Below are 16155 nucleotides of genomic sequence, written 5' to 3'. Positions count from 1 at the left end.
CTGCACATTGTCACAATTGCCCATTCAAGCTGTGATGCCCAAGCTACTGGCTGGGATACAACGCTCCCCTCAGTTAATTGTTAAAGCGACACCGGGGGCGGGTAAATCGACGTATTTTCCTCTGCAATTACTTAAGTCGGGCATCTTAACTGGCAAGATCATTATGCTCGAACCTCGACGTTTAGCAGCCCGCAACATTGCAAGCTACATTGCTCTGCAGTTAGGTGAGCGTGTCGGGCAAACTGTTGGCTATCGAGTGCGTGGTGATAGCAAAGTCAGTGCTTGTACTCAGCTCGAAGTTGTGACTGAAGGTATTATGACGCGGATGATTCAAGCCGATCCGGAACTTTCAGGTGTGCAGTTGCTGATTTTCGATGAATTTCATGAACGTAGTATTCATGCTGATACCGCTTTAGCATTGAGTTTGGAGGTGCAGTCGGCCTTACGCGATGACTTAAAGTTGGTGGTGATGTCTGCAACGTTAGATCAGCACACCTTACAGTCATTATTGCCGCTGGCCGAATACGTTGAATCAGATGGTCGCTCATACCCGGTTGATATTCGTTACGCACCGTTAAAAGCGAATCAGTACCTGATTCCAACCTTGGGTAAACATATTGACTCATTGATGCGTTCTGAAAGTGGTTCATTGCTGGCTTTTTTGCCGGGTGTTTCCGCTATTAAGCAGTTAGAACAACAATTGTCTAACCTTGCTGATGATATTGACGTTTGCCCTTTGTATGGGCAGTTGAGTAGTGAAATGCAGCAACAGGCGATTACACCCGCTAAAGCAGGGCGACGTAAAGTAGTATTGGCGACTAATATTGCCGAGACTTCTTTGACGATTGAAGGTATTCGTATCGTGGTCGATTCAGGGCTGGAGCGTGTCGCCAAGTTTGACTTAAAAACTGGCATTACTCGTTTAGAACAAGTGAAAATCGCCCAATCATCGGCCGACCAGCGTGCCGGTCGTGCTGGTCGTTTAGAGCCTGGAATCGCTTTACGTCTGTATAGTGAAGCTCAGTATAAACAGCAGCCTCAAGTTTCATCCCCTGAAATTTTACACACAGATTTAGCGCCACTGGCGATGGAGTTAGCCCAGTGGGGCGTGGCTTCAGTCAATGAATTGCCGTGGTTGGATGTGCCACCACAACCAGCTATGCAACAAGCATGGCAACTGCTTAATGCGCTTGACTTAATGGACTGCAAGCAGCAGCTTTCTGCATTGGGGCAAGAGGCTCAATATCTAGGCGTTGAGCCTCGACTCGCCAGTATGTTACTAAAAACTAAAGCGCATAGCGACGCGATGCTCAATAGTGCATTGGCCGTCGCTGCGTTGCTTGAAGAGCCGGAACGTCATGTCTTAGATGTCCAACATGGCTTATTTCGCTGGCAGCAAGGTAAGCACAATAAAGCTCAAACCATGCACAAACGTGCCATGAGTTTGGCCAACAAATTAGGGACTACATTCGCTCTTACCTCAGTCGATGAATCACTGGTTGCCATAGTGCTAAGCCTTGCGTTTCCTGATCGTATTGCAGCGCTACGCGATAGTCGCCAAGCTGGGCAATTTTTATTGGCGAATGGTCATGGTGCTCAAGTGTGTGAAGAAGAGCGATTAGCTCATGCTCCCTATTTGGTTGCGGTGGATTTAATGCGCACTCGCGTTGGTGCGAGTCAGATCTTTAGCGCTGCAGAGTTGGATATGCATGCTTTGCAATCTCACTTTCCTGAGTTATTTCATAGCGATGAATTTGTGGATTGGGATGAAAAATCGGGTCGCTTAAGCGCTGAAAAGCAGTTGCGTTGCGGTAAGTTAATTATTGAACGCCAAGTGTTACCAGAGCCGGCTCAAGATAAAATCACGCAAGCTTTACTTAATTATGTTCGTCGTAAGGGGTTATCGGTATTACAGTGGAGCGATGATGTGCAAGCATTACTCACCCGTCTTAGGTGTGCCGTACAATGGTTACCCGAAGAAGACTGGCCTGCCTGTGATGATGACAGCTTACTTGAGCAGTTGGAGGTTTGGTTAGCCCCGTACCTCAATGGTATTAAATCGGCTAAAGGACTGCGCCAAATCTCGGTTGAGGATGCTTTAGATGCTTACTTAGGATGGCCATTGAATAACTATTTGGCTCAATGGTTACCGACTCACCATACTTTGCCTACCGGTAATCGAGCGCCAATTCGTTATCAGCAACATGGTGAGCCAATGCTCTCCGCGAGGATGCAAGAAGTATTTGGTGAGCACGATTCACCTTGCATCGCGAAAGGGCGTAAAAAATTGGTAATGGAGTTACTTTCTCCAGCTCAACGCCCGTTACAAGTGACTCAAGATCTGGCGGCTTTCTGGGCGGGTGCGTACAAAGAAGTACAAAAAGAGATGAAAGGGCGTTATCCCAAGCATGTATGGCCAGATGATCCCGCCACTCATATCGCCACGACAAAAACCAAACGACAGTTAACGAAATGACAACCAATAATAAAAAGCCAGCAGTGAAGAAAACGACAAAGAAAGCAAGCACTCCACGTCGTGCACCACAACGTAAAACCAAAGCTAAAAAAACGCCGTCTCAACACAAAAGCTGGCTAAAAATAGTGTGGGGAATCAGTTGGAAGCTAGGTGTGGCATTAGCCGCGGTACTGCTATTTGTTGGTATTTACCTTGATACGTTAGTCAAACAGCGTTTTGAAGGGCAATTATTTGATCTTCCAACGGTGGTGTATGCCCGTATTTTAAACCTTGAACCTGGTGATAGCACCACTATCCAAGAACTGCGCAATGAATTGGATGTGCTTAATTATCGCAAGGTAAGTCAACCGCGTTATGCGGGAGAGTATTCTTCTTCTTCCACTAAAATCGAAATTATTCGCCGTCCTTTTGAGTTTGCCGATGGTCCGGAGGCTGACCGTCATGCCATGTTGTATTTTGATGAGAATGGATTATCGCGAATCCAATCCTTAGAGCAGAAAGGGGATTTAGGCTATTTGCGTATTGAACCTAAAATGTTGGGGATGTTAGAAAAAGGCAACGATGAACAGCGCCTTTTTTTACGTCGAGAGCAATTTCCAGAAGTGATGGTTGATGCTTTATTGGCCACTGAAGATCGCTATTTTTATCAACATGACGGTGTTTCTCCTTTTGCCATTATTCGAGCTCTGGTCGCTAATATTAAAGCGGGACGAACGGTGCAGGGTGGTAGTACATTGACCCAGCAATTGGCCAAGAATATTTTTCTGTCTAGCGACAGAACGTTATGGCGTAAATTAAGAGAAGCGTATATCGCGCTTATTCTTGATCACCGTTACAGCAAAGATCGCATTTTAGAAGCGTATTTGAATGAAGTGTATTTAGGTCAAAGTGGTGGTGAAGCGATTCATGGTTTTGGTTTAGCCTCGCGTCTTTATTTCGGTCAGCCTTTACAGGAATTGCGCATTGATCAGCTTGCTTTACTGGTTGGTATGGTCAAAGGTCCCTCCTATTACAACCCAGCCCGTTACCCAGATCGAGCCAAAGAGCGCCGAGATTTGGTTCTTAAGCTGATGATGCAGCAAAATATTTTGACAGCTAACCAGTTTGAACAAGCGGCCAGTCGGCCTTTAGATGTGCAGAAAACTCCACATATTGCGAGTCGCCAACCTGCCTATTTTCAACAGTTGAGTATCGAGTTGAAAGAGAAGGTTGGTGATGCTTTTAAATCCGATGTTGGCTTAAGAGTGTTTACTTCGTTAGATCCTGTTTCACAAGCAAAACTGGAACAAGCGATTGATATTCAAATTCCAACCTTGGCTAAGACCGCAGGTAAAGACTTGGAAGCCGCGGCGATTGCAGTTGATCGAAATAGCGGTGAAATTCGTGCCATGGTTGGTGGTAAACGTACAGGTTATGACGGTTTTAACCGAGCGTTAAACGCCAGTCGTCCGATTGGCTCGTTAGTCAAACCTGCGGTTTATCTCACGGCTTTGCAACAGCCAGAACAATACAGCTTAGCAACGACGTTAATGGATAAGCCTATTACGCTTAAAGGCAGTCAAGGTAATGTGTGGTCACCGCGTAATTATGATCGTCAGTTTCGTGGTGAAGTTCCATTATATGTAGCATTGGCTAAATCACTGAATGTCCCAACTGTTCAGCTTGGTATGCAGTTGGGCATTGATAATGTATCAAAAACATTGCAGCGTTTAGGCATCGATAAAAATGAAATTCGCCCTGTACCTTCGATGTTCTTAGGCGCATTCTCGCTAACACCTTATCAAGTTGCACAAATGTACCAAACGCTAACCAATTCTGGCAAAAAAGCTTCCTTGTCAGCATTGCGTTCGGTGTTAGATTTGGATGGTAATGTACTTTATCAATCAATGCCGAAAGTGTCTCAAGCTGTCGACCAACAAGCGGCGTGGCTGACGACCTATGCGATGAAGCGTGGCGTGCTTGAAGGTACTGGACGTTATCTAAATAACCAGTTTGCTTGGGCGGCCTTAGCAGGTAAAACGGGAACAACCAATGATAACCGTGACAGTTGGTTTGTCGGTATAGATGGGCGTGAAGTGACCACTGTTTGGCTTGGACGTGATGATAACCAGCCGATTAAGTTGACGGGGTCCAGTGGTGCTTTGCGTGTTTACGCAGAATATTTGAAGCACCGTATTCCCGAAAAATTAGAGCTGCCTTGGCCGCAAGGTATTACCACGGTCGGGTTTGCAAAAGATCAAAATGGTGAGTTGGTGCTTGACTGTAACAATGAATTTAAGTTGCCAATTTGGGATAAAAGTGGCTCAATCAAACAAGGTTGTGACAAGCCGCCGGGACAATGGTTTAAAAAACTCTTCCAGTGGTAATTATGGACGTTTATATTAAGCTGATTTTAAAGGTATTTAAGGAAGAATCGTGAACCGTTTTGTGACTGGCATATTGTGCTTGCTACTCGTGTTACCCTCGGTTTCTGCATTAGCAGGTGACTCAAAAGCTAAGGAAACGGCAGTTCCTTCTCGCCCCAAAATTGCTTTGGTCTTGGCGGGAGGTGGAGCCAAAGGTGCAGCGCATATTGGTGTTTTAAAAGCGCTGGAAGAGCTCCACATTCCCATCGATTATATTACCGGTACCAGTATGGGCGCTTATGTTGGTGGTTTGTACGCTAGTGGAATGAGCGCTGAAGAAATTGAAAGCCTTATCTATAGTGTGGATTGGAACAGTGGATACCGAGATCGAGTCAGTCGCAGTCAGCGCCGAGTGAGAGATAAAGAATATGAAGACCGTTATCAATTAAAAACCGATCTTGGGGTAGGAAAGGGCGGAGTACGCTCACCTAAAGGTGTGGTGCAAGGACAAAATATGTTGCGGATCTTACGAGAAACGTCAGGTAATTTGTCTGAGTTTCAATCGTTTGATGATCTTGTTATTCCTTATCGTGCGGTTGCAACCGATATCATTGAGCTACAACAAGTGGTGATCGATCATGGTTATTTGGTCGATGCCATGATGGCGAGCATGTCTGTACCTGGTGCTCTGCCTCCTTATGAATTAGAAGGGCGTTGGTTAGTTGATGGTGGTGTGATTAATAACATGCCAGTTGATGTTGCTCGTCAATTAGGGGCTGATATTGTGATTGCCGTTGATATCAGCACCGATTATAAATCTCAGGAAGACTTCACCTCTTTTTTGACGGTGGCTAATCAACTTACCAATTATTTGGTTCAGCGAAGTACCCATGCACAAGCGAGTTTATTAACAAGCGATGACGTGCTATTAAACCCTGAAGTTGGGGCGATGGAAACAACCGAGTTCGATAAAATGCCAGCAGCATTTGATAAAGGTTATGAAGTCGTTATGGCTAACCAATCGATGTTGTCCAAGCTCGCGTTATCTACTGCTGACTACCAAAACCATATCAACCATAAGCAATCTCGACGTAAGCAACTTACTTATGGTGATGAGATTAGAGTTGATGAAATTGTTCTTAATAATCAAACCCACTATAGTGATTCCCTCCTCAAAAACCGTTTGAATTTAGCGGTGGGTGAAGTGCTGTCTACCGAAAAAATTGAGTCGAGTATTCAAGAGCTGTACGTGTTGGACCGTTTTGAACTGGTGACTTATCAACACCGAGTGCAGGAAGGGAAAAATCAACTGGTGATTAATGTAAAAGAAAAATCGTGGGGGCCGAATTACGTCAACTTTCGTTTTTTCTTAGAAGATGATTTTCATACTGATAGTCAATATGCGTTAGGTATATCAACCAATTTTACTGATCTTAATGCTCATGGTGCCGAACTGCGTTTGGACGTTGAAATAGGAACAGATAAACTATTCAAAGCTGAACTATTTTCTCCATGGTTTTCGGGACAGAAAGTTTTCACTACTGGTTTTATCGAATTTAGTCATAATAATAGTGTTGTTCCCTTGGACGGTTTTGAAGATACATCACTGGAAGCCACACAAGATTACTTGCCAATTGTTTACAACGAGTGGGTTGGGGAGATCGCGGTTGGCTATCAATATACCCTTTGGCAAGAGTTTCAATTAGGCGCTCGATATACAGATGGTGAGGCAGAAGTGTCAAACCTTCAGTCGTTCGGAGGTATGGACTATAGTCGTACTGGTGTATTCGCTAGGTATCGACTTGATACGTTAGATAGTTTTAGCTTGCCAAGAAAAGGGGTTTATTTAGATCTTGAATACCTAATTTCACATGACAATAGTACTGATGTTGAGAGTGTAGGTATCGATGAAATTTCAGATACAACTTATGAAGTTTCAGCGGAATTTATTGGCGCTTACAGTATTGAACGCCATACTTTGGTCGCTAATTTAGACTACGGTGTGGTGTACAGTAAAAATTCACTTCAGCCACTTGATCCTCAAACTATTGGTGGTTTTTTAAACTTATCAGGGATTCCTCGTAATAGTTTAATTGGTCAAAATAAGGTATTTACTAGCTTAGTCTACCGCTATCGTTGGTTTGATAATGACTTTGGGCTATTTACTTCCCCTTTTTATGTTGGGGGCTCAATAGAATATGGTGGTGTTTGGTCTGACCCTGATATTCGTTTGGATAGCGCGCCATTATATAGAGCTGGTTCGCTCTTTGTTGGCATCGATTCTCCAATTGGACCCATTATGTTTGGTTATGGTCGTACAGAAGATAATTTTGACTCGATATATTTGAGTATCGGAACCGATTTTTGATGGAAAATATTGGTTAAGTTACTTAAAAATCGTAGAACTTTAGTCTTAAGTTGCTATGTTGGTCAAAATGATAAGATTTTAATTTAAAGTTAAATTTGCTATTCTGCGTCCCACAGTTTGGCCTCTCTGCCGCTGATCATGCTTAAGGTGTTTGGCAACGGAGAGCCAAGTTTCCAAGGATGTTTACTCGTCATTTTTATAACAGTAGAGTAAACCGCAATGAGAGGAAAAAGTCGTGCTTGAAGCCTACCGTAAACACGTCGCAGAGCGTGCTGCTGAAGGAGTTGTTCCTAGACCCCTAGATGCTGAACAAGTCGTTGGACTTGTTGAACTATTAAAAAATCCCCCTCAAGGTGAAGAAGAATTTATTCTTGATCTGCTTGAAAATCGTATTCCTCCTGGTGTTGATGAAGCAGCGTATGTCAAAGCAGGCTTTCTAACCGCAATCACTAAAGGTGAGGTTTCATCACCACTGGTCAGCCGTGAAAAAGCGGCTCAATTGCTAGGTACAATGCAAGGCGGTTATAACATTGAGCCACTGGTTTCTTTGCTTGATGATGAAAAGCTCGCTCCTATTGCCGTTAAAGCGTTATCTCACACGCTATTGATGTTCGATGCGTTCTACGATGTTGAAGAAAAAGCTAAAGCAGGTAATGTCTATGCACAGCAAGTGCTACAGGCTTGGGCTGATGCCGATTGGTTTACCTCTAAAGAAAAAGTAGCGGAAAAAATCACCGTTAAAGTATTTAAAGTGACCGGTGAAACCAACACCGATGACTTATCTCCAGCGCCTGATGCTTGGTCACGTCCTGATATCCCAGTTCATGCGAAAGCAATGCTGAAAATGGAACGTGATGGTATCAACCCAGACCAACCAGGCAGCGTTGGTCCAATTAGTCAAATTGAAGAACTGCAAAAAGAGGGCATTCCACTCGCTTACGTTGGTGATGTTGTCGGTACCGGTTCTTCACGTAAATCCGCCACAAACTCAGTGCTTTGGTTTATGGGGGAAGATATCCCTTATGTACCTAATAAGCGCACTGGTGGTATTTGTTTAGGTGGCAAGATCGCACCAATTTTCTATAACACAATGGAAGATTCAGGCGCTCTACCAATTGAACTGAACGTACAAGAAATGCATATGGGTGATGTGATTGACATCTATCCATATGAAGGCGTTGTGCGCAAAGACGGTATTGAGATTTCAAGCTTCAAACTGAGCAGCGTACTGCTTGATGAAGTGCGCGCTGGTGGTCGTATTCCACTAATTATTGGCCGTGGATTAACAAGTCGTGCTCGCGCATCTCTTGGTCTAGCAGAGTCTGAGTTATTTGCTAAGCCTGTTGATCCTTTAGCATCAGAAAAAGGTTATACACTTGCGCAGAAAATGGTCGGTAAAGCGTGTGGTGTTGAAGGTGTGCGTGCAGGTCAATACTGTGAGCCTAAGATGACGACCGTAGGTTCTCAAGACACAACCGGACCAATGACGCGCGATGAGCTAAAAGACTTAGCGTGTTTAGGTTTCTCTGCAGATCTAGTCATGCAGTCATTCTGTCACACCTCGGCTTATCCAAAACCAGTTGATGTTAATACACACCATACTCTGCCAGATTTCATTATGAACCGTGGCGGTGTTTCTTTACGCCCTGGTGATGGTGTTATTCACTCATGGCTAAACCGTATGCTATTACCAGATACCGTTGGTACTGGTGGTGACTCACATACTCGTTTCCCATTGGGTATTTCATTCCCAGCAGGTTCTGGTTTAGTAGCGTTTGCTGCCGCCACCGGTGTGATGCCTTTGGATATGCCAGAGTCTATTTTGGTGCGCTTCAAAGGTGAGATGAAACCGGGCATCACGTTACGTGATCTGGTTCATGCCATTCCTTATTACGGTATCAAGCAAGGTCTACTTACTGTAGAGAAAGCGGGTAAGATTAACGAGTTCTCTGGCCGCGTGCTGGAAATCGAAGGAGTTGAGCACCTGACGGTCGAGCAGGCATTTGAGCTATCAGATGCATCAGCAGAGCGCAGTGCCGCGGGCTGTACGGTTAAGCTTTCTCAAGAATCGATTGCTGAATACTTAAATTCAAACATCGTGATGCTGAAGTGGATGATCGCTGAAGGTTACGGCGATCGTCGTACTATTGAACGCCGCATCACCGCTATGCAAGAGTGGCTAGCGAACCCAGAGTTAATGGAAGCGGACAAAGACGCAGAATACGCTCATGTGATTGAAATTGATCTGGCGGAAATCGATCAGCCAATTTTATGTGCACCGAACGATCCTGATGACGCTCGCTTGTTGTCTGATGTACAAGGTACCAAAATTGATGAAGTGTTCATTGGTTCTTGTATGACCAACATTGGTCACTTCCGTGCCGCTGGTAAGCTGCTTGAGAAATTTAATGGGCAGCTTGATACTCGTTTGTGGGTTGCTCCACCAACGAAGATGGACAAGGATCAATTGACCGAAGAGGGCTATTACGGCATCTTTGGCCGGGCTGGAGTTCGTATTGAAACGCCAGGATGTTCGTTGTGCATGGGTAACCAAGCGCGAGTTGCCGATAAAGCAACCGTGATGTCAACATCAACTCGTAATTTCCCGAACCGTTTGGGTACAGGTGCGAATGTTTATCTTGCTTCTGCTGAGCTGTCAGCGGTAGGGGCTATTTTAGGTCGTATTCCAACTAAGGAAGAATACTTAGAGTATGCACAGCAAATAAATGCGACAGCAGCGGATACTTACCGTTACTTGAACTTCCATAAAATGGATCAGTACACCAAGAAAGCGGCGGAAGTCATCTTCCAAGAACCTGCATAAGGTTAGTTGTTATCAAAAAAAACCGCAGGTATAAATACCTGCGGTTTTTTTTCGCCTAATGGTTTTCGCCATCTACCGAGTTCATCTGGATGACTCGACCAGAATAGAATGGCTAAAATTGCATTTTTAGTGTAGCCGCAACGTTACGTGCGGTTAGTTCGATATTTTGTGCTGCTTCTGCAAGTGCCGTTGGCAAATCCACTGAACGGTTAACGACGGCAAATACCGAATCGATACCATACTCGTGCACTACGCCGCAGTCGGTAGATAGACAGCCAGCGATACCGATAACTGGTAGATTGTATTGTTTAGCGATACGCGCCACACCAATCGGTGTTTTACCATGGATGGTTTGGCTATCAATACGACCTTCACCGGTGATGACCAAGTCAGCATCAGCAACCACGTTAGCCAAATCTACAGCATCCATCACGATATTGATCCCAGGTCGTAGTTCTGCGCCTAATAGTCCAACTAACGCCGCGCCGAGACCACCTGCCGCACCAGCGCCCGGCATATTGACGACGTCTTTATTCAGTTGCTGTTTCATGATATTTGCATAATGCGCTAGGTTCGCATCAAGCAACTCAACCATTTCTGGTGTCGCCCCTTTTTGTGGGCCAAATACGTGAGATGCGCCTTTCGGGCCACACAATGGGTTATCTACGTCACAAGCCACTTCCAGGCGCACCGTACTTAAGCGAGGGTCCAGGTTGCTCAGATCAATAGTTGCCAGCTTCGCGAGCTCGCCACCACCAAAACCAAGTTCATTGCCGTCAATGTCGAGCATGCGAATACCCAAAGATTGCGCCATACCTAGACCACCATCATTGGTTGCACTGCCACCAATCCCGATGATGATGTGCTTAACGCCTTTGTCTAACACAGCCTTGATAAGTTCGCCTGTGCCGTAAGTTGTCGTTTTAAGTGGGTTGCGTTGTTCTGGCTTGACTAAATCTAGGCCGGAAGCTGCTGCCATCTCAATAATTGCGGTTTCACCATCGCCCATCAGGCCATAGAAACCTTCAACCACTTCACCTAAAGGACCAATCACGGGATGATGAACAATAGTGCCATTAGTCGCATCGACCAAAGACTGCACTGTACCTTCGCCACCATCAGCCATCGGTAACTTAACGTATTCTGCATTTGGCAGAACTTGTTTAAACCCATCTTCAATCGCTTGAGCAACACCCATCGCGGTGAGGCTTTCTTTGTATGAGTCAGGAGCAATTACAATTTTCATTTTTTTTAACCTTACCGAAATTAAACAAATAGACCAAACACACCAAATATCATCACCGATACAAAGGCGATCATTAAGCCAACAGCAGATTCATAAGGGATCAGCTTGAGGCGTTCACGAATGTCCATATGAACCGCGCCGCCGGTAGCATGGAAAAAGCTACCATGTGGCATATGGTCTAAAACTGTCGCACCCGAGTGAATCATGGCCGCCCCAGCTAAAGCAGGTACACCAAGTTCTAAAATAGTGGTGCTAAATACACTTGCAGCAACGGCTGTACCTGCCGTGGTTGAAGCGGTGGCAAGTGACATCATTGCACCAGAGATAGGAGCAAGTAGGAAAGATGGCAGACCAGACAGAGCAAGCAGATCAATCAAACCATCTTTTAATCCAGAGTTGGCTACGATGCCGGCTAAAGTACCAGTACCCATCAACAAGACAGCAACGGGGGCCATACGGTTCAGACCTGATACAGCAAAACGGTTGGTTTCTTGGAAACGTCCCATAGCGATCGCACCAAGCAAACCACCAAGTGGCAACGCAATAAGAGGGTCAACATTGATGCCTGCGATTGGGCGCAGTGCTAGCAGGGCAATCGCTACTAGTGGTGCAACGATTGCTGTTGTGAAAGAAGGCAATTTGCTGTGATCAACCGCGACCACTTCAGTTTCAGAAACTTTGTTACCCTTATTTACTAGACGTTTAGCAATAAAATAAGCAAGCAACAAACCACATAAACCAGGGATCACGCCCGCAGCCATAACTGAAGTTAGCGGTACATTGAAAGCATCCGCCGCCGCAATGGCGTTAGGGTTTGGAGACATTACGTTGCCCGCTTTACCGCCACCGACCATCGCCAATAAAATCGCGGTTTTTGAAATGTCCGCACGACGTGCAATTGCCAAAGCGATTGGAGAAACGGTGATCACTGCAACATCGACAAACACACCGACTGAAGTCAAGATCATGGTTGCAAGTGCCAAAGCAAGGAGTGCTCGAGTCTCACCAACCTTTTTTACAATATTTTCAGCGATAGAAGTTGCTGCGCCGGATTCAATCAATACCCCAGCAAGAACACCAGCTGCAAGAATACGCAGCACAGCGGTTACGATGCCTTGAGCACCACCAATCATTAAGGCAACTGTATCGGTTAACGAAACACCGCCGATCACACCGCCGACCAACGCACCAATGATCATGCCATAAGCGGGTGGAACTTTTTTGAGAATTAAGCCGATGGCAACGACAAGTGCAGCCAAAGCGCCAAGCGTAGAAACTTCAATCATGTTCAATATCCGTACTAGTTAATCTGTATTTGGCTGCAATATATGCAGCCAATAGTGAGTAGTCTTTAGCTATCTGTACGAATTTTAAGGAAGGAATAAGAGGGTTATTTGTGCGTTTGCACAATTTTAATGTTTATTTAAAACAAGAAAAAGCCAGATAAAGATGAGTGATATCATTTAACTTATTGAATTTTAAAGAGGTAACTTGTTCTATCTTCTCTAGCCGGTAGCGTAGGGTATTACGATGAATATGAAGTACTTGGCAAGTTTGATGTACATCGCAGTTTTGAGCAAAATAACTCTCAAGCGTCTTCATCAGAATGCCTTTGGTGTCATATGACTCTAGTAGTGTGTAAGGCTGACGTAATTGATCACTTCGCCACTGCTCATCTTTAATGCTGTTAAGTAACACGGGGAGTTTGTCATCTTGATAGAAGAATACTTGGCCAGGCTTATTATCTGAAGCTTGCATGGTAAGCTTGGCGGTCTGGTAGGATTTTGCCAAACCAGCGAGTGTTGGAAAATAATCACCCAAGGCAATTTTTATAGTGAATTTGCCCTCTTTCTTGATTCGTTTGAGGAGTTGGTTAACTCGTTTTGCTTCGATTTCTTGCGACCATCCTTTATGAGTTAATGAGATCGGCTTTAGCACCACCACTTCATTTAACGAGACCGAGATAATTCCGACCAAGTTGTCGCGTTCTGGGTATTCTAGTAAATGGACAAGTTGTTGTAGATGTTCCAAAGAGAGCGCCGTATCTTTTTCAGGTATGACTTTAACTACCGCGGCTATACGCGGCTGAGAAAGGTCTAGCCCCAAACGTTCGGCAATTGAGTTGAGCTGTGTTTCATTGAGAGTTGAGCCTTGGATCAATTGCAATAATAACTCTTCACGGTGGCGTTTATTCCATTGAACCTGAGCCATCAATGCCGCTTGCTCAACAATAAGCTCAGCCGTCATTTTAACTAACTCACCGTAATGGCGCACTTCACTCGGTGCGCCTGAAATACCCACAACACCAATGACTTGCTCTTGGTAAATAATAGGTAGATTAATTCCCGGTTTTACACCCTTAAGGTATCCAGATGTGGCCTTATCAATCTCGACGACGCGGTTTTCATTGATCGCCAGAATTGCCCCTTCGTGCTTTTGGTGTAAACGTGCAGAGTCGCCAGAGCCAATAATGCGTCCTTTGTCATCCATTACATTGATCGAATAACTGATGATCTTCATGGCTCGCTCAACTATTTGTCGGGCGATGGTTTCGGTGATCTGCATAATCTCAAGTGGTTTCGCTAGGAATAATCACCGATAATAACAAAGTTGACGATATCACCAAGCAGCAATCTGCAGAGAATTTAGATGGATTACGAATTTAAAAAAAATACCCTTGATGGCAGTTATTACTGCGCTTTCTCTATGGGGCACGAAATCATTGGGCGCTGGTTGCAAGAAGAGATTAATAAGGATCACACCAAAATAGGTCAAGTATTGCAGTTGATCGAAACGGCACAAAATGAAGCCAGCCGAGAAGTGACGCTTGAAGGATGCGAAATCAGTCTCATCATTTTATCTGACGAGGTAACGGTGCAAGAAAACGTGTTATCTCATGCAGATGAATTAGATACAGACAGCGAGTTTGATTTTTATGATTGTGAGAGCACCGCGAGCTGTGGCATTGATGATTTTGTTTTAATGATGGATAAATGGTGTCAATTTATCGGTTACCACCGCTAAGTTGCACAATACTGGTGAAGCTTAAGCGTTTCGCCTTATTTTCGGGAAAGGGCTGCACCTAATTGGTGCGGCCCTTTTGTTTTTTTATCGGGAATTTAATTTAAATCATTTAAAATCAACAGATTAAAAAGTTGGCACGTACCTTGGATTTAATTAATCGTAAACGGACTACAGCTTCAGAGAGGATGCGATGAAACTAATAAACGCGATAATTAAACCATTTAAGTTAGATGATGTGCGTGAAGCACTGGCAGATGTTGGCATCGAAGGGATGACAGTATCAGAAGTTAAAGGTTTTGGCCGTCAAAAAGGCCATACCGAACTATACCGAGGTGCAGAGTACCAAGTGGACTTTTTACCAAAAGTGAAACTGGAGATAGCGACACAGTCAGAAAATGTTGATCGTGTGGTTGAAGCGATTATTAAGGCTGCGCATACCGGTAAGATCGGTGATGGCAAAATTTTTGTGTATGACTTAAGCCAGGCGGTTCGTATTCGTACGGGTGAAATGGATACAGAAGCACTATAAAAGATTCAAAGGATTGGAGAAAACTATTATGGAATTATCAGCAACAGTAACAGAGTTACGTTACGCTCTAGATACGTTCTTTTTCTTAATTTCGGGCGCATTAGTGATGTGGATGGCAGCCGGTTTTGCCATGTTAGAAGCGGGCTTAGTACGTTCGAAAAATACAACCGAAATTTTAACTAAGAACTTTTGTTTGTACGCTATTGCATGTACGACTTACTTAGTGGTTGGTTACAACATTATGTATGTCGACAACGCTGAAGCGGGTTGGTTACCATCATTTGGTTCACTGATTGGTAGCCAAGGTGAAGGTGCTGATCACTCACTAGAATCAGATTTCTTCTTCCAAGTGGTCTTCGTTGCAACTGCGATGTCTGTGGTTTCTGGCGCGGTCGCAGAACGAATGAAATTGTGGTCTTTCCTTATTTTCTCTGCCATTTTGACTGCATTTATCTACCCAATGGAAGGCTACTGGACATGGGGCGGAGGTTTCCTCGCTGATGCTGGATTTAGTGATTTCGCAGGTTCAGGTATTGTACACATGGCAGGTGCTTCTGCCGCGTTAGCTGGTGTATTACTGCTGGGTGCTCGTAAGGGTAAATACGGCAAAAATGGTGAGATATACCCAATCCCTGGTTCAAACATGCCATTGGCAACGCTAGGTACCTTTATCCTTTGGTTTGGTTGGTTTGGATTTAACGGCGGTTCACAATTGATGCTGTCTGATTTCGAAAATGCAACTGCTGTAGGTCAAATTTTCTTGAACACTAACGCTGCGGCTGCGGCAGGTTCAATTGCGGCGCTACTTGTTTGTAAGACCACATGGGGTAAAGCGGATTTAACGATGATCCTTAACGGTGCGTTGGCTGGTCTAGTAGCTATCACAGCAGACCCTCTCTCGCCATCACCACTCTATTCTGTTGCTATCGGTGCTGTTGCTGGTGTACTCGTGGTGTTTAGCATTATTGCTCTAGACAAAGTGAAAATTGATGATCCAGTTGGTGCGATTTCAGTACACGGTGTGTGCGGTTTCTTCGGCCTAATGGTTGTGCCAATCAGTAACAGTGACGCAAGCTTTGGCTCACAGTTATTGGGTGCCGCTGTCATTTTTGCTTGGGTATTTGGTGCTAGTCTAGTGGTTTGGGCGATATTGAAAGCAACCATCGGCATTCGAGTAACCGAAGAAGAAGAGCTAGAAGGTATGGATATGCATGACTGTGGCGTAGGAGCTTATCCTGAGTTTGTCACTGTGAAATAATATTTCCTTACAAATAAAATCCTGAAGAACCTGCCATAATCGGCAGGTTTTTTTTCGATTAATGATTGTTTTAAGATTAAGCATG

The 16155-nt window shown here is 44.6% G+C and carries 10 protein-coding genes; 7 read left to right on the top strand and 3 right to left on the bottom strand.

Annotated elements, in window-relative coordinates; genetic code table 11:
* Nucleotides 1-7 precede the first annotated feature (7 nt).
* From hrpB to acnB, 4 genes are all read left to right on the top strand, one after another.
* Nucleotides 8-2476, top strand: coding sequence for an ATP-dependent helicase HrpB (gene hrpB, locus MCT08_RS12795; RefSeq protein ID WP_274678537.1), 2469 nt, complete (start codon nt 8-10; stop codon nt 2474-2476).
* Entirely contained in the window at nt 2473-4842 is a 2370-nt protein-coding gene (gene mrcB, locus MCT08_RS12790) for a penicillin-binding protein 1B (protein ID WP_274678536.1), read from the top strand. The genes hrpB and mrcB overlap by 4 nt, the downstream gene beginning before the upstream one ends.
* Before the next feature lie 88 nt (nt 4843-4930).
* Entirely contained in the window at nt 4931-7189 is a 2259-nt protein-coding gene (locus MCT08_RS12785) for a patatin-like phospholipase family protein (protein ID WP_425609358.1), read from the top strand.
* A 235-nt stretch (nt 7190-7424) separates the two neighbouring features.
* Nucleotides 7425-10013 carry a bifunctional aconitate hydratase 2/2-methylisocitrate dehydratase gene (gene acnB / locus MCT08_RS12780; RefSeq protein ID WP_274678534.1) on the top strand — a complete coding sequence of 863 codons (2589 nt, stop codon included), beginning with the start codon at nt 7425-7427 and terminating at the stop codon, nt 10011-10013.
* A gap of 112 nt (nt 10014-10125) precedes the next feature.
* Here the strand turns inward: acnB and MCT08_RS12775 are convergent, their stop codons facing one another.
* The 3 genes from MCT08_RS12775 to MCT08_RS12765 all read right to left on the bottom strand — a co-directional run bounded on the left by MCT08_RS12775 (nt 10126) and on the right by MCT08_RS12765 (nt 13824).
* Nucleotides 10126-11259, bottom strand: coding sequence for a glycerate kinase (locus MCT08_RS12775; RefSeq protein ID WP_274672562.1), 1134 nt, complete (start codon nt 11257-11259; stop codon nt 10126-10128).
* Nucleotides 11260-11279: 20 nt separating this feature from the next.
* Nucleotides 11280-12545, bottom strand: a complete 1266-nt coding sequence (locus tag MCT08_RS12770) for a GntP family permease (protein WP_053311304.1) — start codon at nt 12543-12545, stop codon at nt 11280-11282.
* A gap of 133 nt (nt 12546-12678) precedes the next feature.
* The gene (locus tag MCT08_RS12765; protein ID WP_171979571.1) at nt 12679-13824 is read right to left on the bottom strand and encodes a sugar diacid recognition domain-containing protein; all 1146 of its coding nucleotides are present in this window, start codon (nt 13822-13824) and stop codon (nt 12679-12681) included.
* A gap of 84 nt (nt 13825-13908) precedes the next feature.
* On the opposite strand from MCT08_RS12765, the gene MCT08_RS12760 reads away from it, so the two are divergent.
* The 3 genes from MCT08_RS12760 (at nt 13909) to MCT08_RS12750 (ending at nt 16070) form a co-directional block, all read left to right on the top strand.
* The gene (locus tag MCT08_RS12760) at nt 13909-14283 is read left to right on the top strand and encodes a YacL family protein (RefSeq protein WP_053311302.1); all 375 of its coding nucleotides are present in this window, start codon (nt 13909-13911) and stop codon (nt 14281-14283) included.
* 190 nt (nt 14284-14473) lie between these two features.
* The gene (locus MCT08_RS12755) at nt 14474-14812 is read left to right on the top strand and encodes a P-II family nitrogen regulator (protein ID WP_053311301.1); all 339 of its coding nucleotides are present in this window, start codon (nt 14474-14476) and stop codon (nt 14810-14812) included.
* Between the two features lie 28 nt (nt 14813-14840).
* The gene (locus tag MCT08_RS12750) at nt 14841-16070 is read left to right on the top strand and encodes an ammonium transporter (protein ID WP_176245396.1); all 1230 of its coding nucleotides are present in this window, start codon (nt 14841-14843) and stop codon (nt 16068-16070) included.
* Nucleotides 16071-16155 lie beyond the last annotated feature (85 nt).

Origin of the sequence: Vibrio aestuarianus (assembly GCF_028858425.1) — a bacterium.
Taxonomy (GTDB): domain Bacteria; phylum Pseudomonadota; class Gammaproteobacteria; order Enterobacterales; family Vibrionaceae; genus Vibrio; species Vibrio aestuarianus.
The sequence above is the reverse complement of the archived record's forward strand: the minus strand, read 5'-3'. Positions and strand labels throughout refer to the sequence as shown.

Excerpts from the sequence above, each read along its gene's own strand:
- mrcB (WP_274678536.1), top strand. The coding sequence starts at position 2,473 with ATGACAACCAATAATAAAAAGCCAGCAGTGAAGAAAACGACAAAGAAA.
- MCT08_RS12775 (WP_274672562.1), bottom strand. The coding sequence starts at position 11,259 with ATGAAAATTGTAATTGCTCCTGACTCATACAAAGAAAGCCTCACCGCG.
- MCT08_RS12770 (WP_053311304.1), bottom strand. The coding sequence starts at position 12,545 with ATGATTGAAGTTTCTACGCTTGGCGCTTTGGCTGCACTTGTCGTTGCC.
- MCT08_RS12765 (WP_171979571.1), bottom strand. The coding sequence starts at position 13,824 with ATGCAGATCACCGAAACCATCGCCCGACAAATAGTTGAGCGAGCCATG.
- MCT08_RS12760 (WP_053311302.1), top strand. The coding sequence starts at position 13,909 with ATGGATTACGAATTTAAAAAAAATACCCTTGATGGCAGTTATTACTGC.
- MCT08_RS12755 (WP_053311301.1), top strand. The coding sequence starts at position 14,474 with ATGAAACTAATAAACGCGATAATTAAACCATTTAAGTTAGATGATGTG.
- MCT08_RS12750 (WP_176245396.1), top strand. The coding sequence starts at position 14,841 with ATGGAATTATCAGCAACAGTAACAGAGTTACGTTACGCTCTAGATACG.